Genomic DNA, 23,341 nt, shown 5'->3' on the forward strand with positions numbered 1-23,341 from the left:
GGGGTTACACGGAAGCCGCGCGGATCGGGCCCTGTGTCTTACGGTACAGAATCTCGGTCAGGCCCGGCCCGACATAGTCGGTCAGCTCGCCCACGCGCCGGTAGCCGCGCCGTTCGTAGAAACGGTGCGCCGCGGCGTTGGAGGCGTTAACGAGCAAAAATACATTCGGCCCGCTCCTGAAGATCTCGCTCTCCGCGGCGTCCATCAGGCGGCCGCCGACCCCGCGTCCCTGCGCGTCCGCCGCGACGCCGACGGCCCAGACGTACCCGCTGTGGCCGAACGTGCCGCGCACCAGATACTCGACGAATCCGAGCACGCGCCCCGCGTCTTCGGCCACCTGCACCTGCGCGGCGCCCCGAAGCGCCGCCCGGAACGTCTCCCGCGCCTCGCGGATCGTCACGCCGTACGCCTGCCACAGCGGCAGCCCGGACATGATCGCGGCGCAGGCCTCGACGTCCGCCGGGCCGAGCGGCCGGACCGTCACGACGCCTCCACGCTGCTCAAGTTCTCCGGTGCACGCGAGACCGCCTGCCCGCGTCTCGCGCCCGGGAGGCAGGGTACGCCGCGCGCGCAACCGCAGGAGGCCTTCCGCGCGGGCCGGAACCACTCGACGATGATCGTTTCCGCCGGTACGGTGCTCGCCGCCGACCGCGATCTTACCCCGGGCGTCGTCGTCATCGAAGACGGCCTCATCGCGCGCGTCTCCGCCGAGGCGGCGCCGGCGGGCGCACTGGCGTTTCCCGATGGGACGCTGATCCCCGGTCTGATCGACCTCCAGATCAACGGCGGCGCGGGCGTGGACTGTCTGCGCGCGGGAGCGCCCGCGTACGAGACGCTCGGCCGGTATCTCGCGGCCACGGGCGTGACCGCGTACCTGCCGACGATCGTCAGCGCGCCGCTCGACGAGATGCGGCGGGCCGGCGAGGCGGCCGCGATCGCGATGCGCCGCGGGGGGCCCTGGCCGGAGATCCTCGGCGTGCACTTCGAGGGACCGTACCTCAACCCGCTGCGGCGCGGGGCCCACCGCGCGCAGGACCTGCGAACCCCCCACGCGGACGAGATGGTCGAGCTGGTCCGGCGCCTCGACGGCGCGCTGCGGATCGTGACCCTCGCCCCTGAACTCGAAGGCGCCGAGACGCTCGTGCGATCGCTCACCGCGCAGGGCGTCCTTGTCTCGATCGGCCACACCGACGCGGCGTTCGACGACGTGCAGGCGGCGGCCAAGTGGGGCGCGCGAATGGTGACGCACCTGTTCAACGCGATGCGGGGCATCCATCACCGCGAGCCCGGGGCCGCCGGGGGGGCGCTCGTGACTCCGGCGCTCGCGCTCGGCCTGATCGCCGATCTCGCGCACGTGCATCCCGCGATCCTGTCCCTGGCCGCGCGCGCCGCGGGCATGGGGCGGATCGTGCTCGTGACGGACGCGATCTCGGCGGCGGGGATGGGACGGGGCGCGTTCACGCTCGGCGCGCAGACGGTCGACGTGAAAGACGGCGTGCCGCGCCTTGCGGACGGCACCCTCGCCGGGAGCGTGCTGCAGATGCACCGCGCGGTCTCCAATTTTGCCGCCGCCGCCGGCGTGAGCCGCCGCGACGCGGTCCAGGCCGCCTCGCTCACGCCGGCCAGGCTCCTCGGACTTCACCGCCGCAAGGGCCGCATCGCGCCCGGCATGGACGCGGATCTCGTGGTGCTCGGCCGCGACGGCGAGGTGCTGCTGACCATCGTGCGCGGGGAGATCGCCTACCGGCGGGGCGCCTGAACGCCGACCCGGTCCGCGGCGGCGGTGGGTCAGTTCGAGCTACGCAATCCGCATGACCCGGACGTCAAACGGCTGGGCGTGCGCCGGCAATTCGAACTGGCGCCGCGCCAAGTGGTTCAGGTCTACTCCGGCGGCCGCGCACGTCGCTTCGCTGATCAGAGCTTCGCCGGCGCCGGCCCATGACGAGAGGCGCGCCGTGATGGTCACGTTCTCGCCCAGCGCGGCGATGTCGGTGACCGTACCCTCCGCCCCGGCAACCGTTCCAACGAATGCCGTTCCTGTATGAACGCCGATGCCCAGCGGCAAGAGAGGGCGGCCGACACTGTCATAACCTACAGCGTGCAAAATCGCCCACGCCGCCTCCACCGCCCTGCGGGCATGCGACCGACCCGCGAACAGCGGGAAGTAGAGGCCGACGACTTCGTCGCCGACAAACTTGTCGATGTACGCGTCCGTCCGGATGAGCACGGTGCTCACGGAACCGTAGAACTGTCTCATGGTCCGGGCGAACTCGCTCGCCGGCATGCGGCTGGCCATCGCCGAGGAACCTCTAAGATCCGCAAAGAGCATCGTCAACTCGATCTCGGCACCCCCCGGGTACCGTCGGCAAAAGGCCATTCAGAAGTTACAGAAGCGAGGGTTTCGGCGAAACCGTCCGCGGCCCAGCAGCCGCATCAAGACGGCCGCGGGCCCCTCCAGGGGAGCGAGACAATTCTTGCACCGCTCCGTGGCGGGCACCAGCCTGAATAGGCGCCTCGGCCCATAGTAGGCGATGCTGCCCGTCAGCAGAGACCGCCACAACCACTCGACATTCCGCGGCTTGGGCACCCTACTCACCTCTCCGATTTCTTGGAGCTCTCGACCGCGGTGTGCCTCAAGGTGACGCGATCTCGGAGGGCCCGCGCGGCCGCGTTACCTCCCGGCGAGAGCTCTTATGGTTGAGTCCAGGTCGGCGCCGTTGGCCAGGAAACCGGCCCGGACCAGCGTTCCGTCCCGGGCGATCACCGCCCAGTACGGCTGATAGCTGAAATCGTAGAGCCGAGCCACGTCTCCGTTCGGATCAAACCCAATAGGGAACGTCAACCCGTAGCGGCGGACAAACGCCTGACACGCCTGTCGGCTGCCCATCATTCCGATTCCGACGATCTTGACGCCGGTCTGCTTCGTCCGTTGGTACGCACGCTCCCACCCGGGGGCGTCACCTTGACACATCGTTCACCACGGCGCCCAGAACAGCAGGACGACAGGCGACCCCTTCAAGTCGGCCAGCCTAAGGGTCTTGCCGTCGAGCAGGGTCAGGGTAAACGCCGGTGCCACGATTCTGTGGACCTGTCCGGACGACGGGCCGACGAAGCTGACAGCGAGAAGCACCAGGAGGACGCCGAGCCGGGCTCCTCGCAACGTCGGCGCTGTTGAACCTGCAACATCAGGGCCTTGGCCCTTAGAAGTATTCCCACCGCGACCGCCGGCCCATGCCCCGCCTCTCCGCATCGGTTGTCCCCCCTCGTTAAGCCGCTCTATGGCTTCGTTAGTGACCGCAGGTCAACAATAGAGACAGGCGAGGTTGCGACTCCGCGCAACGCATCGCTCACCACGAACAGAAGTTCCGGCTGAGCCACGGGCGCGGGCGGTGCCCCCATGGCCGCGCCCCGCGTCGAGCCGTTTGTGCCCGATGCAAGAAACGCCGGTGTCGACGGAGGATGCTGTTCGAGCACGCGAATCCGCGACGACGCGCGTGCCGCCGCGATCTCGGAGGGTGTCAGGCCCAAGGCAACGTCGGCGCGACCGTTCTCCACGGCACGGAGCCGAGACGCCGAATCCTTTACGTTTCGGAAAATCACCGGACCCTGGGCAATCGCTCCCCCCCAGTACACAGGGTTCCTGACGAGGACCGCTTCGCGACCGGCTGTGTACCGCTCGAGAATCCAGGGACCCGTTCCCGCGGAGTGGGTGTTGAGCCACGGCGTCGCCGTATCGTTCGTTGCCGCGTCGGTGCCTGCGATGCCTCCGTGAGCCAGCACTGTTCGACCATCGAGCACCGCGAACTGAGGGGAAGTCAGCAAAGGCAGGAAGCCGCCGAACGGTCGGGTGAGGCGAATTCGAACCGTATAGTGCTCCACAGCCCTGACATCGGCAATAACGTCGGCAAGGTGCGAAGGCGGGCCCTTCAAATTCTCAAGTCTCCGACAGCTCCACATCACGTCGTCGGCACTCAGCTCAACACCGGAAGGGAACGACACTCCGTGACGAAGTTCGAACGTATAGACTAAACCGTCCGGGGATATCTTCCAACTCATCGCGAGCTGAGGGACCACTCGCGTGTCATTCCCGTTCTCATAAGTCACCAAGCGATCGTAGACGTTGGCCACCACAGGGAGTGCCGCGGAATCAACGACCCGCGCGGGATCGTAGGTGACGACGTCCGTCATATCTTGGAGGATTACGATCCGGCTGTGTTGCGCCTTGGCAACAACCGCAACAGACACGACCAAGACGGGCAGTAAGATGGCGGCCGCCAACGCGACGTTGACCCGTCGGTCCGCGACGTTCCCGTACACCGCCCCGAGCACCGTTCCCCAACCGAGGTGCGCGATGAGCAATCCCATGATGGCGCCGAGGCCCATCTCGGTGAAGAAGAACCCCGGGGTCGCCGTGGGGGCCATTGTGGGGCTGAGGAGCGGCAGCAGCGGGGCGACGATCACCATCATCACGAGCCACGGCAAGATTCCGAAGACCAGTCCGCGTTGCCACCCTGCGCCGGGCAGCCGGTTCACGAACCGGTAGGCGTACAAGAGCGCGAAGGCGATCCCGGTGACGAAGAGGAGGACCCACCCCAACGCGGCGCTGTTCCAGCCGTACAAGCCGCCCAGCATCCCGGGCACATCTATCTCGGGCAACCCGACGAGGGGAGCCGCGTAGAGAATAAGGGCAAACGCCACCCAGGCCGCTATGCCCGCGAATAACGCTCGCCCAAATTTCGGTTCCTGCATCGACCTCCACCCCCACTGCGATCGACGTGGAGTGACGCAGACCCCGGACAGGTTATCAGACCGGCCTTTACCGGCCTCGTACGCCCCCGTTCTCGCGAGTTTCATCTATTCCTGCTCGGGGCGATTCCGGTGAGTGCACAAGCGACCCGGCTCGAGTCGGTGCGATTGATTCGGAGTTGTTGATGCTCGAAGGCTTCTTTGCGGCGGTTCGGTTGACAACCGGCCCGGCCTCTGATATCAATACGACAATCGCATATCGGTCCGTACGCCGGCCTTGACGCCGGCACGGAGGGAGTGCGCCTAGGGTTCCGCGGCGATGGAGCCGGCAGGACCGAGCGGCGCAGGCGGCCTACGCGGCGCTACACCGTCGGGATAAAAGCCCGAGGGAGGGTTCCTCTTCAGGACCTCTCTCGGGCTTTTTGCATTCCCGAGGGGCGGGGTGCGGGAGCGGATTTCGAGTAGGGAGCCGGCCGGTGGCTGATCTACGCGATCCACGGTTCGAGCACGACGCCTGCGGGACAGGGTTCGTCGCGACCACGGCCGGCCGCAGCCACGCCGTGATCGAACTCGCGCTCGAAGCGGTCGCGCGCCTCACTCACCGCGGGGCGGTCTCCGCCGACGGGAAGACCGGCGACGGCGCCGGCGTGCTCACCCAGATTCCGTACCGGCTGCTGGTCCCGGACCTGTACCGGCTCGGCGTACGGCCTCCGCGGCACGCGGACCTCGGCGTCGCGATGGCATTTCTCCCGCGCGACGTGCGCGCGCAGGCCCGCGCGCGGTCGATCATCGAGGACGTCGCGACCCGGGAAGGGCTCGCCTTTTTCGGCTGGCGCGCGGTGCCCGTGGCGCTGCCGGCCCTCGGCGCGCAGGCCGCGCGCACGCGGCCCGAGATTCAGCAGGCTTTGCTCGGACGGCCCGACCGGCTCGGCGCGGAAGACTTCGAACGCACATTGTACCTGGTGCGCAGGCTGATCGAACGGCGTCTCGACGACGAGGGCGTCGACGGCGCCTACCTCGCCTCGTGCTCGCACCGTACCGTCGTGTACAAAGGCATGTTCGTCGCCCCGCAGCTCGCGCGATTCTATCCGGACCTGCGCGATCCGCGCTACGAGACCGCGCTCGCGCTCTTCCACCAGCGCTACAGCACCAACACGTTTCCCAGCTGGCCGCTGGCGCAGCCGTTCCGCTTTCTCGCCCATAACGGTGAGATCAATACGCTCTCCGGCAATGTGAACTGGATGCGCGCGCGCGAGCGGCAGGCGCGCTCCGCGGTGTGGCGCGAGCGCATGGCCGACCTGCTGCCGGTGATCCAGCCGGGCGGCAGCGACAGCGCGATGCTGGACAACGCCCTCGAGCTCCTCGTCCGGTCCGGCCGGGACCTGCTGCACGCGATGATGATGCTGGTCCCGGAGGCGTGGGAGGGCCACGCCGAGATGCCGGACGACATCCGGGCGTTCTACGACTTCCACGCCGGCCTGGCCGAGCCGTGGGACGGCCCGGCCGCGCTCGCGCTGTCGGACGGCCGGTACGCCGCGGCCGCGCTGGACCGCAACGGCCTGCGGCCGGCGCGGTACGTCGTGACCGATGACGGCCTGGTCATCCTCGCGAGCGAAGCCGGCATCGTGGACGTCGAGCCGTCGCGCGTCGTCGAGAAGGGCCGGCTCGGTCCGGGCCGGATCCTCGCGGTCGACACCGCGGCGGGCCGCATCCTCACGGACGCCATGATCAAGGGCGAAGCGGCCGCCGGCCGCCCCTACGCCGCGTGGCTGGCGCACGAACGCGTGCGTCCGGCCCCGGCCGGCGAGGCCCCGGCGGCGGCCGAGAGGACGGCCGCTCCGCCGGACGCTCTCGCCCGCCGCATGGTCCTGTTCGGCTACACGCGCGAGGAGGTCCAGCGCATCCTCGCCCCGATGCTGGCCGACGCGAAGGATCCGGTCGGCTCGATGGGCGACGACACGCCGCTCGCGGTGCTCGGGGCGCGGCCGCGGCTCGTCGCCCACTACCTGAAGCAGCGCTTCGCCCAGGTCACCAACCCGCCCATCGATCCGCTGCGCGAGCGGCTCGTCATGTCGCTGCGCACGCTGCTCGGCGCGCGGCCGAGCCTGCTCGCGGAGGGGCCGGAGCACGCGCGGCTCGTCGAGCTGCCGAGTCCCGTGCTCTCGCCGTCCGACCTCGCGTCCCTCGCCGCGCTCGGCGATGCCTTTCGGCTGCGCACCCTCGACGCGGTCTTCCCCGCGGCGGAGGGGGCGGAAGGCCTCGAGCGCGCGCTCGTGCGTCTGTGCGATGAGGCGGTCTATCAGGTGGAGGAGGGCGCGGGCCTGCTCGTCGTGAGCGACCGCCGCGCCGACGCGGCCTGCGCGCCGATCCCGCCGGTGCTCGCGGTCGGCGCCGTGCATCAGACGCTGATCCGCCGCGGGATGCGGATGCGCGCGAGTCTCATCGCCGAGACGGACGAGGCTCGCGACGTCCATCACCTGGCCCTCCTGATCGGGTACGGCGCGAGCGCCGTGTGCCCGCGCCTCGCCTACGACGTCGTCGCCGACGAGGGCCGCCGGCACGGCCTGGCCCCCGACGCGGCGCTCCGCCGCTACCGCGGGGCGCTCGAAGCGGGGCTGCTCAAGATCATGTCCAAGATGGGCATCTCGACGATCAGCAGCTACCACGGCGCCGGCATCTTCGAAGCGGTCGGCCTCGCGCACACGCTGGTCGAGTTCTCGCTCACCGGGACGCCCACGCGGATCGGGGGCATCGGGCTGGCCGAGATCGCCGAAGACACGCTGGCCCGCCACCGCCTGGCGCACCGGACCGGCGAGCCGCCCGCGCTCGCGGATCCGGGGGCGTTCCGCTTCCGCAAGGGCGGCGACTACCACGCCTTTCATCCGAACGTGCTGCGCACGCTGCACCGGGCGTCCCTCGAGGGCGGCGGCGGCGACTACCTCGCCTACGCCTGGGAAGTCACGCACCGTCCCCCGACCGCGCTGCGCGATCTCCTGGAGTTTTGCGGCCGCACGCCCATCGACGTCGAGGACGTCGAGCCGGCCCCGTCGATCGTGCGCCGCTTCATCATCTCCTCGATGTCCCACGGCTCGCTCAGCCGTGAGGCGCACGAGACGCTCGCCGTCGCGATGAACCGCCTCGGCGCGCGCAGCGCGAGCGGCGAGGGCGGGGAGGACCCCGCGCGCTACGCGCCGCGTCCGAACGGCGACTCCGCCAACTCCGCGATCAAGCAGATCGCGTCCGGCCGCTTCGGCGTCACCGCGGCGTACCTCGCCTCCGCGCAGGAACTCGAGATCAAGATGGCGCAGGGGAGCAAGCCCGGCGAGGGCGGCCAGATTCCCGGGACCAAGGTGAGCGAGGAGATCGCGCGGATCCGCCGCTCGCAGCCCGGCGTCACGCTCATCTCGCCGCCGCCGCACCACGACATCTACAGCATCGAGGACCTCGCGCAGCTCATCTACGATCTCAAGCAGGGGAACCCGAGCGCGCGCGTGTCGGTGAAGCTCGTCAGCGAGGCCGGCGTCGGGACGATCGCCGCCGGCGTGGCGAAGGCGTACGCCGACACGGTGCACATCGCCGGCGCGGACGGGGGCACCGGCGCTTCGCCGCTCGACTCGATCAAGAACGCCGGGGTGCCGTGGGAACTGGGCCTCGCCGAGACCCAGCAGACCCTCGTCGCCAACAACCTGCGGGGCCGGGTGCGCGTGCGGGTCGACGGCGGGCTCAAGACCGGCCGCGACGTCGTCGTCGCCGCGATGCTCGGCGCGGAGGAGTTCGGGTTCGCGAGCGCCGCGGTGGTCGCGCTCGGCTGCGTGATGGCGCGGCAGTGCCACCTCAACACCTGTCCGGTCGGCATCGCCACGCAGCGCGAAGATCTGCGCGCAAAGTTCCCCGGGACGCCGGAGCGCGTGATCAATTTCATGGTCGGGGTCGCGGACGAGGTGCGCGGGATTCTCGCGTCGCTCGGGTTCCGGTCGCTCGACGAGATCGTCGGCCGGCCGGATCTGCTGCGGATGCGCGGGGAAATGCCGGCAGGACGAGCGCGCCGCCTCACGCTCGAGCGGATCCTCGCCGACCCCGATCCCTCCGGGACGCGGGCCCGCCGCGCGCGCCAGGACCGCAACGACCGTCCCGGGACGCCCTATGACGATCACATCCTGCTCGAGATCCGCGATGCGATTCTGGAAGGCCGGCCGGTCGACCGCGCCTTCCGGATCGCGAACGGCGACCGCGCGGTCGGGGGCCGCATCGCCGCCGCGATTGCCCGGCGGTACGGCGACGCCGGGCTGCCCGACGGCACCGTCACCCTGCGGTTTGAGGGGACGGCCGGCCAATCGTTCGGCGCGTGGTGCGTCCCGGGGATGCGCCTTCTGCTCGCGGGTGAAGCCAACGACTACGTCGGAAAGGGGATGACCGGCGGCACGCTGGTGATCCGGCCCCCGGACGCGCTGCTGCCCGTCTCGCACCGGCACGCGATCGTCGGCAATACCGTGTTGTACGGAGCCACAGGCGGGCGGCTCTTCGCCGCCGGCCGCGCCGGCGAGCGGTTCGCCGTCCGCAACAGCGGCGCCGTCGCCGTGGTCGAAGGGACCGGCGATCACGGCTGCGAGTACATGACCGGCGGCACGGTTGTGGTGCTCGGCGAGACGGGCCGGAACTTCGGCGCCGGGATGACGGGCGGCACCGCCTTCGTGCTCGACGCGGACGGCCGCTTCCTCCACCGCTTCCACCCCGCGTTCGTCGCGGCGCGGCGGGTGGACGGCGGGGACGACGCGGTCCGGCTGCGCGCCCTCGTGCAGGCGCACGCGGACGCGACGGGCAGCGGGCGCGCGCGGACGATTCTCGACGAGTGGGACGCTTGGCTGCCGAAGTTCTGGAAGCTCCTGCCGAAGGACGCGCCCGCCGCCGCACCCGACCCGCGGCCGGCCGCCGCCCCGGCCGGAACGATCACGCCCGCGGTCTAGGCGCCCGGACCGAAGACATCAGCGTTGCCCGGCGAGGGTTTTCTTCAAGAAATACTTCTTGTGCCGAATTGGGTATCCGGCGAGCACGCCGATTTCCTCGTACCCGAGTTTCTTGTAGAAGTCGGGCGCCTGGAAACTGTGGGTCGCGAGCATGGCGACGTGGCAACCTCTGGCGGATGCCTCCCGTTCGGCGGCGGACAGCAATTTCGATCCGAGCCCTCTGCCGCGGTCGCCTTCGCGTACCCACAGCAGCTGTACGTCCAGGCATCCACCCCACGTGTAGGCGTACAGCCCGGCGATCAACTCCGCGGATGAATCGCGCAAAAAGATCGCCAGTTCTTCGAAGTCGCGGATCTTCGTCTCATCCATGTTGAAGGTGTCGATGCGGTCCTTCAGCAAATCCACCTGCCGTCCGTCCGGGTGAGTGTCGATCGTGAATTGAGTCTCGTCCACAACAGGCCCCCTCGAACACCCAGTCCCCGGATTTTCGCCCCGGCAGGGGCCGCTTCCGGCATCGCAGAACACGGCCCCGTGCCCGCTCCGCTGTCGCCGCTGCAGTTTTTCCGCCGCGCCGCCGACGTCTACGGGGATCGCCCGGCCGTCGCGGACGGAGCCGAACGGTACACCTACGCGGTGTTCGCCGACCGCTGCCTGCGGCTGGCCGCCGCGCTGCGGGAGATCGGCCTCGGGCCGGGCGACCGCGCCGCGGTGCTCGCGCCGAACACCCACCGGGCGCTCGAATGCTACACCGCCGTGCCGCTGGCCGGCGGCGTGCTCGTGCCGCTGAACACCCGTCTCGGCGCCGCCGACTACCGGCACATCGCCGGCCACGCGGGCTGCCGCGTGCTGCTCGCCGATCCGGCGTTTGCCGATCTGGCCGGTTCGCTGCGGGACGACTTCGGCCTGCGCGTGGTGACGCTGGACGACAACGCGGGCGCGGGGACGGCGGGCGGCGGGGGCGCGGTGAGCGTCGAGGATCTGATCGCCGGCGCGCCGTCCGGACGAAGCGGCCGCCTGCTGGACGGCGTCGACACGCTCGACGAGAACGCGCCGATCAGCATCAACTACACGAGCGGGACGTCGGGGCACGCGAAGGGCGTGATCATGACGCACCGGATGACCGCCCTCAACGTGCTCGACGTCCTGGTTCACGCGCGGCTCGGCGGCGACGACGTGTATCTGCACACGCTGCCGATGTTTCACGTCAACGGCTGGGGCGGCGTGTGGGCCGTTACCGCCGCGGGCGCGCGGCACGTCTGCCTCCCCCACGTGGATCCGCCGGCGATCGTGCGCCTGATCGAGGCCGAGGGCGTGACCGTGGCCTTCGCCGCGCCGACCGTGCTGGTGATGCTCGGGGGCGATCCGAGCACGCAGGGATGGCGGCCGCGGCAGCGCGTGCGCTGGTACGTCGGCGGCGCGCCGCCGCCGGCCGCGCTCATCAAACGCTGCGAAGAAGAGCTCGGGTTCGAGATCGTGCACGTCTACGGACTCACGGAGACCGGGCCGTGGCTGACCGTGTGCGAGTGGCGCGCGGCGTGGGACGACCGGCCGCTCGCCGAGCGCGCGGCGCTCAAGGCGCGGCAGGGGATCGGGCAGATCGCGGCCGGACGGGTGCGGATCGTGCGTGACGATCTCGCGGACGTGGCGCGCGATGGCGTCGAGATCGGCGAGATCGTCGTCCGCGGCCCGACCGTCACCGCCGGATACTACCGCGACCCCGAGGCGACCGCCGCGGCCACCGCGGGGGGCTGGTTCCACACGGGCGATCTCGCGGTGGTGCACCCCGACGGCTACGCGCAGATCGTGGATCGCAAGAAAGACCTGATCATCAGCGGCGGCGAGAACATCTCGTCGGTGGAGGTGGAGGGCGTCCTCTATCAGCACCCCGCCGTCCTCGAGGCCGCGGTCGTCGCGAGCCCCGATCCGGTCTGGGGCGAAGTGCCGCGGGCCTGCGTGGTGCTGCGCTCCGGCGCCCGCGCCACGGCCGGCGAGTTGATCGCCTTTTGCCGCGAACGCCTGGCCCACTTCAAGGCGCCCAAGGCCGTCGAGTTCGTGGACGCACTGCCGAAGACGGCGACGGGAAAGATCCAGAAATATCTGCTGCGAACCCGCGCGGACGCCGCGGAGGCGCCCGCGCCGTCCGCGCAGGGCCGGCGCGCGCCGGACAGGGCAGGAGGCCGCGACGCGGCCGGAGGTCCTGCGTCAGACAGGGGAGGCGACGATGCCATTGCGTAGCCCGGACGAGTTTCTGGCCAGCCTCCGCGACGGACGCCGCGTCGTCTACCGCGGCGAGCGGGTCGACGACGTCACGGCCCATCCGCACCTCGGGCGCGGCGCGCGCCACGTGGCGATCGATTTCCGCCTCGCGCACGCGCGTCCGGGCGACGATCTGCTCACCGTGCCGGCGCCGGACGGCGAGCCGATGAGCCGGTACTTCGCGATTCCGCGCGCCCCGGGCGATCTGCTGCGCCGCCGCGATCTGATCGAGCACGTCACCCGCGAGGCGCGGTCGTTCGTCCCGCTGATCAAGGAGATCGGCACGGACGCCCTGTTCGCGTTGATGATCGTGGCCGGCCGGCTCGACCGCGAGGCGGGCACGACGTACGCGAAGCGCGTCCGCGCGCTCTACGAGCACTGCCGCGACGGTGATCTCGCGATGGCCGTCGCCCAGACGGACGCGAAGGGCGACCGGGCCCGCCGGCCGTCCGAGCAGCCGGAGCCCGACGCCTACGTCCGGCGCGTCCGCGAGACGCGGGACGGCGTGATCGTCCGCGGCGTGAAGGCGCACACCACGAACGCCGTTTTCGCCAACGAGATCGTGGTCGTGCCGACGCGGGCGATGGCGGAGGCCGACGCCGACTACGCGGTCGCGTTCGCGGTGCCGGCGGACACGCCGGGCGTCACCATAATCGCGAGCGCGCGCGGCTTCGGGGCCACGAGCGAATTCGACAACCCGCTCAGCAGCCGGTACAGTCTGACGGAGTCGCTGACCGTCTTCGACGACGTCCTGGTGCCCTGGGACCGCGTCTTTCTCTGCGGCGAGTGGCGCGCCGCGGGGGCGCTCGCGCGGACGTTCGTGGAGTTCCACCGGTTCACCGCGGTGTCGTACAAGACCCCGCTGCTCGAGCTGCTGCTCGGCGGGGCGGCGCTTATCGCCGACTACCACGGGCTGCTCAAGGCATCGCACGTCCGCGACAAACTCGCGCACCTCTCCTTGTATCTGCAGACGACGCGCGGGCTCGGCACCGCCGCGGCGGTGGGTGCGCGCGACGTCGACGGCATCGCCGTGCCCGACGTGGCGCTGACCAACGCCGCCAAGTACTACTTCGCACGCGGCTACCACGACGCGGTGCGCGACGTTCAGGATCTCGCCGGCGGCCTGCTCGTCACCGGCCCGATGGAGGAAGATTGGATGCGCCCGGAGGTGCGGCGGCTCTTCGACCGCGCGCTCGGCGGCCGGGAAGGCGTCGGCGCCGAGGAGCGGCTCCGCGTCATCAATCTCCTCCGCGACCTCGTCGCCTCCGATCTCGGCGGCTACCTCGAGGTGCTCGCGATTCACGCCGAGGGGTCGCTCGAGACGCAGAAGCTCACCGTCCTGCAGGACGCGGAGATCGACCGCGTGAAGCGCCTTGCCGCGTCGGCGGCCGGCGTGGACGAGGTCCGCTGAGCGAACGTGGTATCTTACTAGTAATGCGGCGGGCGGACGGAGCGGACCCTGAATGAACGCGTACGAGAACCTGGCGCGCTTCTTTGGGGGTGAAGAGGAGGTTGTTGCCGCCTATCTCTACGGGCAGCCGGCGGTGGAGCGCACGTGGCCCGACTCCGACATCGAGGTCGGGCTCGTGTTTCGAGAGAGCGTCGACGCCGACGCGGTGACCGAGTACCTCGAGGGGCTCGGCACCGGCAACCCCCTCGGCGACGCGCCCGGCGTGCTCATGCCGTTTGCGCTCAGCTCGCACATTCTTCCGGTCGTCTACGAAGTACTGACCTGGGGCCGCCTGGTCGCGGACAACGACGCGGAGGCGCGCGAGGCCTTCGGCAGGCAGATGGCGGCGCGTCTCGAGCAGGAGCGGCCGCGGCTCCTCGAAGAGGCCCACGAGACCATCATGAAGGCGCGGGGCTTTGGCGCCTCGGCCGACGAGGCCGTCCGCACGGGCGGCCAGATCGCGCGCGCGCTCGACCCGATCCGCATCGGCTGGCGGCTCGCGCGGGTGCTCACGTCGGTGCCGATTCTCGAGATGTTCAGCCGCGACGTCGAGGCGGTGGCGCGCGACGCCGAGCGCGTCGCGCAGCTCGTCGGCGTGTTCAGCAACGCCAGCGGCGCCGCGACGGGCATCGCGAAGGCGATGCTGATGACGTACGGGATCCCGCGGCCGTCCCGGCGGTGGGAGGTGTTCCTGCCGCTGGCCGACATCGGCATGATCTCGACGGAGCTCGCGCTGCATCTGGCGGCGATGCTGGAGACGCGCTGGACGCTGCTGACCGGCAGCGGCCTCGCGTCGCCGGAGCGCGTCATCACCCTGATTCGCAGCTACCTGCCGCCGATCATCGCCTTTGCGAGGCGCGCATCGTGGGCCACCGAGCTACCCGGGCTCGTCGCGACGCAGCGGCTGCATTGACCGCGCCGGACCTGCTCGGCGGCCGCTACGAGCTGCAGCAGCCGCTCGGCAGCGGCGGCATGGCCGCGGTATACCGCGCCTGGGACCGGCAGGGCGGCCGGCCCTGCGCCGTCAAGGTGCTGGCCGACGTACTGGCGCGCGACGACGCCTTCCGGCGGCGGTTCCGCCACGAGGCCGCCTCCGCCGGCGGTCTCACGCATCCGCGTATCGTCACGGTGTACGGCTGGGGCCAGGACGGCCTCCGCCAGTTCATCGCGATGGAGTACGTGGGCGGCGGCACCCTGCAGGAGCGCCTGCAGCGGGACGGACGGATGTCCGAAGTCGAGGCGCTGGCGATCGCGGCCGAGGTGGCCGACGCGCTCGCCTACGCGCACGGGCGCCACGTCGTCCACCGCGATATCAAGCCGCACAATATCCTGCTGACGGAGGACGGCCACGTCAAGGTCGCCGACTTCGGCATCGCGCTCACGCTGGACGCGACGTCCCTCACGCGTACGGGCACGGTGATGGGCTCGGCGCCTTATCTTTCGCCCGAGCAGGCGAAGGGCGATGCGGCAGGTCCGGCGTCGGACCAATACGCGCTCGGCATCGTGCTCTACGAGATGCTGGCGGGCCGCGTCCCGTTCTCGGGCGAGGCCCCGGTTGCCGTGGCGCTTAAGCACCTGCACGAAGCGCCGCGCAGCCTTCGCGACCTGCGGCCGGACGTCTCGCCCGGGGCGGCCGCGCTCGTCGATCGGCTGCTGGCCAAGGAGCCGCGGGACCGTTACCCGGACTCCGCCGCGCTCGCCGTGGAGCTCCACCGGCTGGCCGGCGCCGGTGTCACGGCGGCCGGCCCCCGCGCCGCCGGCGCCGCCGCGCGATCGGCCGGCGCCGCGGCGACGGACTTCACGGCGCAGATCGGCGCCGACGCCGGTCCGGTCGGTGCGACAGTGCCGCTCGACGGACTGGCCGCCGCCGGCGCGCACACGGCCCCGGCGGCTCCGCCGGGATCGTCGACGGACGGCGCAGAGGCGCAATTCGCGAGCCCGGCCGAGTCGACTGCGGCGCTCCGCGATCTCGATCATCTCGGCAAGACCTCGTCGCTCCCCGCCGTCCCATCGCCCCGGCCCGACGCGGTGTCGGGCACCGCGCATCTGCGGCTGCCGGGACCGCGTCGCGCCAAGCTGGTCTCCGTGCGGCTTGCGGTTGCCGCGGTGTCCGTTGCTCTCGGCCTCACGATTCTCGCCGCGGCCTACCGCACCGCGTGGCTCGCCGCGCACGTCGCGACGCCCAATCTGATCGGCCGGACGGTCGCGGACGCCGGGTCGACCGCGCAGGGACTCCGGCTCGGGTTGGCCGTGGCGGGCAAGCGCCAGGATCCCAAGGCGCCCTTCGGCGTGGTGGTGGCACAGGATCCGGCGCCCGGCACAGACGTCGCGAAAGGCACCGTCATCAACCTGACCGTCAGCGAAGGGTCCGGCTCGGTGCCCGATCTCCGAGGCCAAACCATCCAGCAGGCCGAGGGCATGCTCGAACGCGTCGGCCTGCGGCTGGGACAGGTCAGCTACACGTTCGACGATCAAGTCACGTCCGGGCGGATCATCTACCAGTTCCAGCTGCCGGGAGCGCAGCTTGGGCCCAACGCGGGCGTCGACGTCCTCGTCAGCCAGGGCGCGCCGCCGTTTCCGTTCGGTCCCGGGCCGCTCGGACCGCCGGGCCGCGGGGGACCGAAGGGGGCGGGCGATCATGAGCACGGGCATTAGCCATTGACCATGAGGGTGCGACGATCGTCGAGGAGGGCGACGTGGCCGATCCGCTGACCGTGACGGTACAGCCGACACCGAACGTCAACGCGCTCAAGTTTGTCGTGAACCGCCGCGTGACCGAGGGGCGCAGCCAGACGTTCACCGACGCCGCCACCGCCGCGGCGCCGCTCGCGCGCGACCTGCTCGGGATCGGGGGCGTGCGCCAAGTGTTCTTCCTCAACGATTTCATCACCGTGACCCGCACGGAGGGCACCGACTGGGACGTGGTTGTGCCGCGCGCGGAGTCATTGATCCGGCAGCACATCGCCTGACGGCCTGGAGCCGTGCGGCGCGCCGCCTTCGAGCGCCTCGTCGCCCAAGCCCTCGACGGGCTCCCCAAGCGCTTCGCCGAGCGCCTCCGGAACATCGCGGTGATCGTCGAGGCGCGTCCGTCGCGCGAGATCGCGGCCGAGCTGGGCGGTGACATCCTCGGGCTGTATCAGGGCGTCAGCGAGCTCGAGCAGTCGCCGATGGCGGCGTACGAGCTGCCCGAGATCGTCGTGATCTATCAGCAGAACATCGAGGCGATATGCCGGAGCGACGCGGAGATCGTCGAGGAGGTTCGCAAGACCGTCGTGCACGAGATCGGCCATCACTTCGGCCTGAGCGACGCGGAAATGGAAGAATGGGGCTAGGCATGTTGACAGGGCCGGAGGCGGGGCCTATACTGCGCCTGGGGAGACTGACCAGTCAGTCTGGGGGGAAAAATGGCGACAGCGGTAGAGCGGTTGAGCAAAACGCCGCAACGAGAAGATACGCGCAGAAAAATCCTCGATTCCGCTGCACAGGTATTCGCCAGTAAAGGTTTCTACGGATCGGTCGTCGACGATATCGTCAAAGCATCCGGCACCTCAAAAGGTGCCGTTTATTTTTACTTCGAGAGCAAAGAACAGATCTTCTTTTCGCTCGTCGAGGACTACGTCACCACCTTGGCCCAGGAGATGCATCTCGCGGTGCAGCGCGGCCGCGGGCTCATCGGCCAGGTGGAAGCCACGGTGGCGACGCTCGTGCGCAGCTTCCATGCGCATCCGGCGCTGGCGCGGATCGTGCTGCTGGACTGGCCGATGACCGGCGCAGAGTTTCAGGGAAAGCGCATCGCGCTGAAGGGCATGCTGGTGGAAGTGCTGCGCGGCTACCTTGACCGGGCGGTTGAGGATGGCCGGATCGACGCGCAGGACACGGAACTGGCCGCGTATGTGTGGATCGGCGCGATCGGCGAGGTCGTCGTGCGCTGGCTCAACACCGGACGGCCCGCGCCGCTCGAAGACGTCATCGTCCCGCTGACGCGCCTCTTGCTCAGCAGCGTCGGCCTCGTGCCCACCGCCTCGCCGGCCACGTGACGCCGGAGAAACCGGCGCAGCCGCGGACGGAAGTCCGCCGGAACTCCGACGCGGACCCGCGCGCCCGCACGTGGGCGCGGCTCGTCCAGGCGGCATTTCTGCGCGGCGATTTCGTGCTGAGCTCCGGCCGCCGCAGCTCCTTCTACATCGACAAGTATTTGTTCGAGACCGACCCGCAGCTGCTCCGCGAAATCGCGCGCCTCTTGGCCGGGAGGCTGCCTCCCGGCACGACTCGCCTCATCGGCCCCGCGCTCGGCGGCGTGCCGCTGGCCACCGCGCTCGCGCTCGAGACGGGACTGCCGTTCGCGATCGTGCGTCCCGGGGCGAAGGAGTACGGCACCGCCAAGATGATCGAGGGCCGGGTGGACAAAGGCGACCGCGCCGTCGTGCTCGAGGACGTGGTCACGACCGGCGCCCAGGCCGTCCGCGCCGCGAGGGCGGTGGAGTCCGCCGGCGCGCAGGTGCTCGCGATCCTCGCCGTGATCGACCGGCATGAAGGCGGGCGCGAGGGCGTGGAGAGCGCGGGATTTCGCTTCGACGTCCTATACGACATGTCCGAGTGGCGCGTTTGATCCTCGCCGTGTGACGCCGGCGGCGTCGTGACCGCCTTGCGCGCCCGCTCCCGCACGACTGCCGCGAGCACGAGAATCACGAGGATCACGAAGCCCACGACCATCAACTCGATGAGCGTCACGCCCCGTTCGTGGCGAAGCCGGACGATGCGCGCGAACACGTCAGGCGATGGCCATCGGACGCACCGGGGAGCCCGTCGCGCCGACGAACTTGAGCGGCGCGCAGACGAAGAGAAACGTCGAGCGGCGGTCGCGGCTGAGCTCTTCGAGGTTGAGGTTCTCGATGATCGGAATGCCGCGTCGCGCGATGAGATGGAGGTGCGCGAACAGATGCCCGCCGGTTTCCGGATCGCGCTCCTCCGTCTCGTCCCAGGTCATGTTGTCGCAGGCCGCGCAGGCGACGCGGTGGTCGGCCGCCCACTCGCTGCCGCTCCGTCCGACCCCGGCGGCGGCGAGATACGCCGGGGCGTCGTTCCACAACCCGCCGTAGCCGGTCCGGACAAGCAGGGCGTCTCCGGCCTGCACCGTGACACCCGCGCGGTGCGCCGCGGATTCGAGGTCATCGGCCGTGATCCGGTAGTGCGGCGGCAGCGGCTCGCGTCCCAGTTTGTGCGCCAGGGTTGCGCAGACGTCGAGCAGCACCCCGCGCGCGACGATCGGCGCCATCGTCTCGATCCCGTGCACGGTGAACCCGCGCGGCGTCTCCACGCGCGGCGTGATCTTCACGTCCCCATAGAGGCACAGGGCGGCGGCCTGATGGGAGAGGGCGTCGATGTGCGTCCCGGTGTGCTCCATCAAAACCATCATGCCGGAGGCGCCGCTTCGGGGCCCCTCCCGTTCGGGGTCGTAGGTGTCTTCGTGCCGGCGGTGCAGCTGGAAGAAGTAGCCGGGCCGGTGCGCCTCGTGCACCGGCATGGCGGCCGTCCGGGGCTGCTCGAGGTCGTAGATCTTGCGTCCGATCACCGTCCGGACCAGGGCCTCCACGTCGTCGTGCGCGGGCATAGGAATCCACCTCCCGGGGAGCGTTGCGCTTACGGTGCGCGTAGTGGTTCGGCACGGACATCCAGGGTCCCGGGCCGTTTGGGGTCAGTCTTGGTGGCCTGGAAATTGGCATGCTGCCGTAGTATAGTAGGCAGTGGAAACATGACTAAACTAGTCGAGAATCCGGCACCCCTGTTCCAAGGCCTCGCGGCGGAGCGGCGGCGCCGGCCGGGAGGGGCCCATTGAGCACCGAGCTCGTCATCAAGGATCTATGGGCACAGGTTGAGGACAAGGTTATTCTAAAGGGCGCGTCGCTGACCGTCGGGTCGGGCGAGATCCACGCGCTGATGGGCCCCAACGGTTCCGGCAAGAGCACTCTCGCCAACGTCCTGATGGGCAACCCGTTTTACCAAGTGCAGCGCGGCGAGGTCCTCTACAAGGGCGAAGACCTGCTCGCGATGGCTCCGGACGAGCGCGCCCGGAGGGGCCTCTTCATCGCGTTCCAGTACCCGGTGAGCATCCCCGGCGTCACGATGGCGAGCTTCCTCCGGACCGCGGTGAGCGCCAGGCGCGGGCTCGACAAGGACAAGCTGATGGGCCTGGTCGAGTTTCAGAAGCTTATCAAGGCCAAGGTCGAGGAATTGCAGGTCGATCCGGCGATCCTCGGCCGCTACGTCAACGAGGGCTTCAGCGGCGGCGAGAAGAAGCGCGCCGAGATCCTCCAGATGGCGATGCTCGAACCCGAGATCGCGATCATGGACGAAACCGACTCGGGCCTCGACGTCGACGCGGTCAAGATCGTCGCCGCGGGCGTGAACCGGATGCACGAGCTGTCGGGCGGCAAGATGGGCGTGCTCCTGATCACGCACTACCCGCGGATCCTCAAATACATCCGGCCGACCCGCGTGCACGTGATGTTCGACGGACGGATCGTCACCTCGGGCACCGAGGAGCTGGCCGACGAGCTGGACCGGATCGGCTACGACGGGATCCGGGCGCAGTACGAGAAAGTCGCCGCGGAGGTCGCCGGCGAAGGCGAGATCCGCAGCGCCGGCAAAGTCTTTTGGGTCAAGCACTAGGAGAGAGGAGAGACGCGATGGCCGTCTCCAACCCGCTGGGCATCGATCTCGACCAGTACAAATTCGGATTCCACGATCCCGAGGACAAGTACGCGTTCAAGTCCCGCAAGGGCCTCGACCGCGAGATCGTGGAGACGATGTCGCACATGAAGAGCGAGCCCGAATGGATGCGGGCGGTGCGGCTCCACTCGCTCGGCGTCTTCGAGAAAAAGCCGAACCCGACGTGGGGCGGCAACGTCGGCGAGATCGACTTCAATGACATCTACTACTACGTCAAGCCCGCGGAGAACCAGGGCAAGACGTGGGACGAGGTCCCCGCGGACATCAAGAAGACCTTCGACCGCCTCGGCATCCCGGAGGCGGAGAAGAAGTACCTGGCCGGCGTCGGCGCCCAGTACGAGAGCGAGGTCGTCTACCACAGCCTGCGCGAGGAGTGGACGAAGCAGGGCGTGATCTTCCTCGACATGGACTCCGGCCTCAGGGAACATCCGGACATCGTCAAGGAGTACTTCGGGACGGTCATCCCGCCCGAGGACAACAAGTTTTCGGCGCTCAACAGCGCGGTGTGGAGCGGCGGGTCGTTCGTCTACGTGCCCGCGGGCGTCCACGTCACGGTCCCGCTGCAGGCGTACTTCCGGATCAACGCGCAGAACATGGGCCAGTTCGAGCGGACGCTCATCATCGCGGAACCCGGCTCGTACGTGCACTACGTGGAGGGCTGCACCGCCCCGACGTACTCGAGCGACTCGCTGCACAGCGCGGTCGTCGAGATCATCGTCAAGGAAGGCGCCCGCGTCCGCTACACGACGATCCAGAACTGGTCCAAGAACGTCTACAACCTCGTGACGAAGCGCGCCGTCGCCTACCGCGACGCCACGATGGAGTGGGTCGACGGCAACCTCGGCAGCAAGCTGACGATGAAGTACCCGAGCGTGTACATGCTGGAGCCCGGTGCCCGGGGCGAGATTCTGTCGATCGCGTTCGCCGGCGAGGGGCAGCACCAGGATCCGGGCGGCAAGGTGATCCATGCCGCGCCGCACACGCAGTCGTCGGTCGTGAGCAAGTCGATCAGCAAGTCCGGCGGCCGCGCCGGATACCGCGGGCTCGTGAAGGTCTACCCGGGCGCCCACGGCAGCAAGTGCGCGGTGCGGTGCGATGCGCTGATCCTCGACGACAAGTCCCGCTCGGACACGTACCCGACGATGGAGATCGACGAGACGGACGTGCAGGTGACGCACGAGGCGACCGTTTCCAAGGTCTCGGACGAGCAGCTGTTCTACCTGATGAGCCGCGGCGTGAACCAGGACGAGGCGATGAACATGATCGTCCGCGGCTTCATCGAGCCGATCTCCCGGGAGCTCCCGATGGAGTACAGCGTGGAGCTCAACCGGCTGATCGCGATGGAGATGGAAGGGTCGGTCGGCTAAGGCCCCCCGCGCCCGCTCATCGGGCGCCGGGTGTGATCCCAGGAGGGCAGGGCGGGCTGCGCTTGCCGTGCCCTCCTGCAACGTAACGGAGGACATGGTGAGCAGCAATCCATCTACGGTGACGAGCGCCCAGGAGGCCACGAGGGGACTGGACCGCGATCTCGTGGTCCGGCGCAGCGCGGCCGCCGGCGAACCCGACTGGCTGCGCGACCAGCGCCTCGCGGCGTGGGACGAGTTCGTGCGGCTGCCGCTGCCGCCGGACGCCGGCGACGAGTGGCGGCGGACCGACCTGAAATCGCTTGACCTCGCGTCGCTGCGGCCCGTCGAGGTGCCCTCGCGGAAGCCGAAGGTGCCGGCCGGTCTGGCGGCCCTCGTGGGGTATCCCGACGCGGCCGCCGGTCTCAGGCTGATCGTGGACGGCGCCGCGGTGCAGTCCCGCCTCGCTCCGGCGCTCACCAAGTCCGGAATCGTGTTTACGTCGCTCGACGAGGCGGTGCGGTCTCACCCGGATCTCGTCCGCCCGCACCTGGGGTCCATCGTCCGCGCCGGCGAGAACAAGTACCGCGCGCTCAATGCCGCGCTGTGGCAGGGCGGCACGTTTCTGTACGTGCCGGCCGGCGTCGAGGTCGATCTGCAATTGGTCACCGGCACGTGGCTCACCCAGGAGGGCACGGCCTTTCTGCCGCGCACACTGGTCGTGACGGGCGACCGCGCCCGGGTGACCCTCGTCGAGGTCTTCGGCTCGACCGACGGCGCCGCGCGGACGTTCGCGGACCACGCCGTCGAGCTCGTGCCTGGGACCGGCGCGCAGATCCGCTACGTGAACCTCGAGGACTGGGCCCGGAACCTCTGGGAAGTCGGCATCGTCCGCGCGTTCGTCGGCCGCGACGCGACCGTCAACACGCTCATGATCGGGTTCGGCGCCGGGCTCGTGAAGACCAACGTCGAGTCGCGCCTGCTCGGCGAAGGGGCCACCTCCGAGATGCTCGGCGTGCTGTTCGGCGACGGCGCGCAGCATTTCGACTACCACACCCTCCAAGAACACGCCGCGCCCAGCACCACGAGCGATCTGCTGTATAAGGGCGCGCTGAAGGACAAGGCGCGGTCGATCTTCTCCGGGCTGATCCGGGCGGACCAGGGCGCGCAGAAGACCAACGCGTTCCAGCTGAACCGCAACCTCATCCTGTCCGAGGGCGCGCGCGCGGACAGCATGCCGAAGCTCGAGATCCTGGCCAATGACCTGCGGTGCACGCACGGTGCGAGTACCAGCCGCCTCAACGACGAACAGATCTTCTACCTGATGAGCCGCGGTCTGCGGCGCGAAATCGCGGTGCGCATGATGGTGGACGGGTTCTTCGGCGAGATCTTCGACCGGATCCCGGTCGAGGCGGTCCGCGAATGGCTCAGCGGGGCGATCGAGCGGAAGATGGCGGGATACGCATGAGCGCAGAAGGCCGCGACGCGCCCGCGGGCGAGTACGTCCGGGTGGCGCGCCGCGCCGATATTCCGCCGGGGTCGATCGTGCGGGTCGAGGCGGGCGGGCACGTCATCGCCGTCGCCAACGTCGGCGGCGAGCTCTTCGCGATCGACGACACCTGCTCGCACGAGGAGGCCTCGCTCAGCGAGGGGGGCCTCACGGGCGACGTGGTGGTCTGCGCCCGGCACGGCGCCCGGTTCAACGTGAAGACCGGCCGCGTGCTGTCGCTGCCGGCGGTCCGGTCGGTGGCGACCTACGCGGTCAAGGTGGAGGGGGACGACGTGCTCGTGGCGACCGAGCCGCGGCGGTCCGCGGAATTGCCGCATCGCCGCTAGAGTTGTCCTTCCCGGAG

At 69.8% G+C, this 23,341-nt stretch carries 21 protein-coding genes; 14 read left to right on the forward strand and 7 right to left on the reverse strand.

What is annotated here, in order from left to right; translation table 11 throughout:
- Positions 1-4: 4 nt before the first annotated feature.
- Positions 5-484 (reverse strand): N-acetyltransferase, encoded by a 480-nt coding sequence (locus VKT83_02790; protein ID HLY21373.1) that lies wholly within the window; start codon positions 482-484, stop codon positions 5-7.
- A 129-nt stretch (positions 485-613) separates the two neighbouring features.
- Here VKT83_02790 and nagA point away from each other — a divergent pair, with 129 nt between their 5' ends.
- Entirely contained in the window at positions 614-1,759 is a 1,146-nt protein-coding gene (nagA, locus tag VKT83_02795) for an N-acetylglucosamine-6-phosphate deacetylase (GenBank protein ID HLY21374.1), read from the forward strand.
- A 39-nt stretch (positions 1,760-1,798) separates the two neighbouring features.
- Here the strand turns inward: nagA and VKT83_02800 are convergent, their stop codons facing one another.
- From VKT83_02800 to VKT83_02815, 4 genes are all read right to left on the reverse strand, one after another.
- Complete coding sequence (locus VKT83_02800) at positions 1,799-2,377, reverse strand: adenylate/guanylate cyclase domain-containing protein (protein HLY21375.1); 579 nt, start codon at positions 2,375-2,377, stop codon at positions 1,799-1,801.
- Between the two features lie 294 nt (positions 2,378-2,671).
- Positions 2,672-2,971 carry a TlpA disulfide reductase family protein gene (locus tag VKT83_02805; GenBank protein HLY21376.1) on the reverse strand — a complete coding sequence of 100 codons (300 nt, stop codon included), beginning with the start codon at positions 2,969-2,971 and terminating at the stop codon, positions 2,672-2,674.
- Between the two features lie 3 nt (positions 2,972-2,974).
- Positions 2,975-3,130, reverse strand: coding sequence for a redoxin domain-containing protein (locus VKT83_02810; GenBank protein HLY21377.1), 156 nt, complete (start codon positions 3,128-3,130; stop codon positions 2,975-2,977).
- Between the two features lie 146 nt (positions 3,131-3,276).
- Positions 3,277-4,749, reverse strand: a complete 1,473-nt coding sequence (locus VKT83_02815; GenBank protein HLY21378.1) for a DUF6789 family protein — start codon at positions 4,747-4,749, stop codon at positions 3,277-3,279.
- Between the two features lie 473 nt (positions 4,750-5,222).
- On the opposite strand from VKT83_02815, the gene gltB reads away from it, so the two are divergent.
- Positions 5,223-9,710: a glutamate synthase large subunit gene (gene gltB / locus VKT83_02820; protein ID HLY21379.1), complete on the forward strand. Its 4,488-nt coding sequence runs from the start codon at positions 5,223-5,225 to the stop codon at positions 9,708-9,710.
- Between the two features lie 18 nt (positions 9,711-9,728).
- Here the strand turns inward: gltB and VKT83_02825 are convergent, their stop codons facing one another.
- Complete coding sequence (locus tag VKT83_02825) at positions 9,729-10,163, reverse strand: GNAT family N-acetyltransferase (protein HLY21380.1); 435 nt, start codon at positions 10,161-10,163, stop codon at positions 9,729-9,731.
- Positions 10,164-10,241: 78 nt separating this feature from the next.
- Here VKT83_02825 and VKT83_02830 point away from each other — a divergent pair, with 78 nt between their 5' ends.
- The 8 genes from VKT83_02830 (at position 10,242) to pyrE (ending at position 18,025) form a co-directional block, all read left to right on the forward strand.
- Positions 10,242-11,945: a long-chain-fatty-acid--CoA ligase gene (locus tag VKT83_02830; GenBank protein HLY21381.1), complete on the forward strand. Its 1,704-nt coding sequence runs from the start codon at positions 10,242-10,244 to the stop codon at positions 11,943-11,945.
- Positions 11,932-13,377, forward strand: a complete 1,446-nt coding sequence (locus VKT83_02835; GenBank protein HLY21382.1) for a 4-hydroxyphenylacetate 3-hydroxylase N-terminal domain-containing protein — start codon at positions 11,932-11,934, stop codon at positions 13,375-13,377. Before VKT83_02830 ends, VKT83_02835 begins: the two co-directional genes overlap by 14 nt.
- Positions 13,378-13,429: 52 nt before the next feature.
- Positions 13,430-14,329, forward strand: a complete 900-nt coding sequence (locus VKT83_02840) for a hypothetical protein (GenBank protein HLY21383.1) — start codon at positions 13,430-13,432, stop codon at positions 14,327-14,329.
- The gene (locus VKT83_02845; GenBank protein ID HLY21384.1) at positions 14,326-16,071 is read left to right on the forward strand and encodes a protein kinase; all 1,746 of its coding nucleotides are present in this window, start codon (positions 14,326-14,328) and stop codon (positions 16,069-16,071) included. Before VKT83_02840 ends, VKT83_02845 begins: the two co-directional genes overlap by 4 nt.
- Positions 16,072-16,112: 41 nt before the next feature.
- On the forward strand, positions 16,113-16,385 hold the full coding sequence (locus tag VKT83_02850; protein HLY21385.1) for a NifU N-terminal domain-containing protein: 273 nt from the start codon (positions 16,113-16,115) through the stop codon (positions 16,383-16,385).
- A 12-nt stretch (positions 16,386-16,397) separates the two neighbouring features.
- Entirely contained in the window at positions 16,398-16,748 is a 351-nt protein-coding gene (locus VKT83_02855; protein ID HLY21386.1) for a metallopeptidase family protein, read from the forward strand.
- 72 nt (positions 16,749-16,820) lie between these two features.
- Complete coding sequence (locus VKT83_02860; protein ID HLY21387.1) at positions 16,821-17,453, forward strand: TetR/AcrR family transcriptional regulator; 633 nt, start codon at positions 16,821-16,823, stop codon at positions 17,451-17,453.
- Positions 17,450-18,025, forward strand: coding sequence for an orotate phosphoribosyltransferase (gene pyrE / locus VKT83_02865; protein ID HLY21388.1), 576 nt, complete (start codon positions 17,450-17,452; stop codon positions 18,023-18,025). The genes VKT83_02860 and pyrE overlap by 4 nt, the downstream gene beginning before the upstream one ends.
- Positions 18,026-18,187: 162 nt before the next feature.
- Here the strand turns inward: pyrE and VKT83_02870 are convergent, their stop codons facing one another.
- The gene (locus tag VKT83_02870) at positions 18,188-19,027 is read right to left on the reverse strand and encodes a cyclase family protein (protein ID HLY21389.1); all 840 of its coding nucleotides are present in this window, start codon (positions 19,025-19,027) and stop codon (positions 18,188-18,190) included.
- A 221-nt stretch (positions 19,028-19,248) separates the two neighbouring features.
- Between VKT83_02870 and sufC the strand changes: the two genes are divergently transcribed.
- From sufC to VKT83_02890, 4 genes are all read left to right on the forward strand, one after another.
- Positions 19,249-20,085, forward strand: a complete 837-nt coding sequence (gene sufC / locus VKT83_02875) for a Fe-S cluster assembly ATPase SufC (protein ID HLY21390.1) — start codon at positions 19,249-19,251, stop codon at positions 20,083-20,085.
- 17 nt (positions 20,086-20,102) lie between these two features.
- Positions 20,103-21,512: a Fe-S cluster assembly protein SufB gene (sufB, locus tag VKT83_02880; GenBank protein HLY21391.1), complete on the forward strand. Its 1,410-nt coding sequence runs from the start codon at positions 20,103-20,105 to the stop codon at positions 21,510-21,512.
- Between the two features lie 94 nt (positions 21,513-21,606).
- Entirely contained in the window at positions 21,607-22,956 is a 1,350-nt protein-coding gene (gene sufD / locus VKT83_02885; GenBank protein HLY21392.1) for a Fe-S cluster assembly protein SufD, read from the forward strand.
- Entirely contained in the window at positions 22,953-23,324 is a 372-nt protein-coding gene (locus VKT83_02890) for a non-heme iron oxygenase ferredoxin subunit (GenBank protein HLY21393.1), read from the forward strand. The genes sufD and VKT83_02890 overlap by 4 nt, the downstream gene beginning before the upstream one ends.
- The last annotated feature ends 17 nt before the right edge of the window (positions 23,325-23,341 follow it).

Source organism: bacterium, assembly GCA_035308905.1.
GTDB lineage: Bacteria > Sysuimicrobiota > Sysuimicrobiia > Sysuimicrobiales > Segetimicrobiaceae > DASSJF01.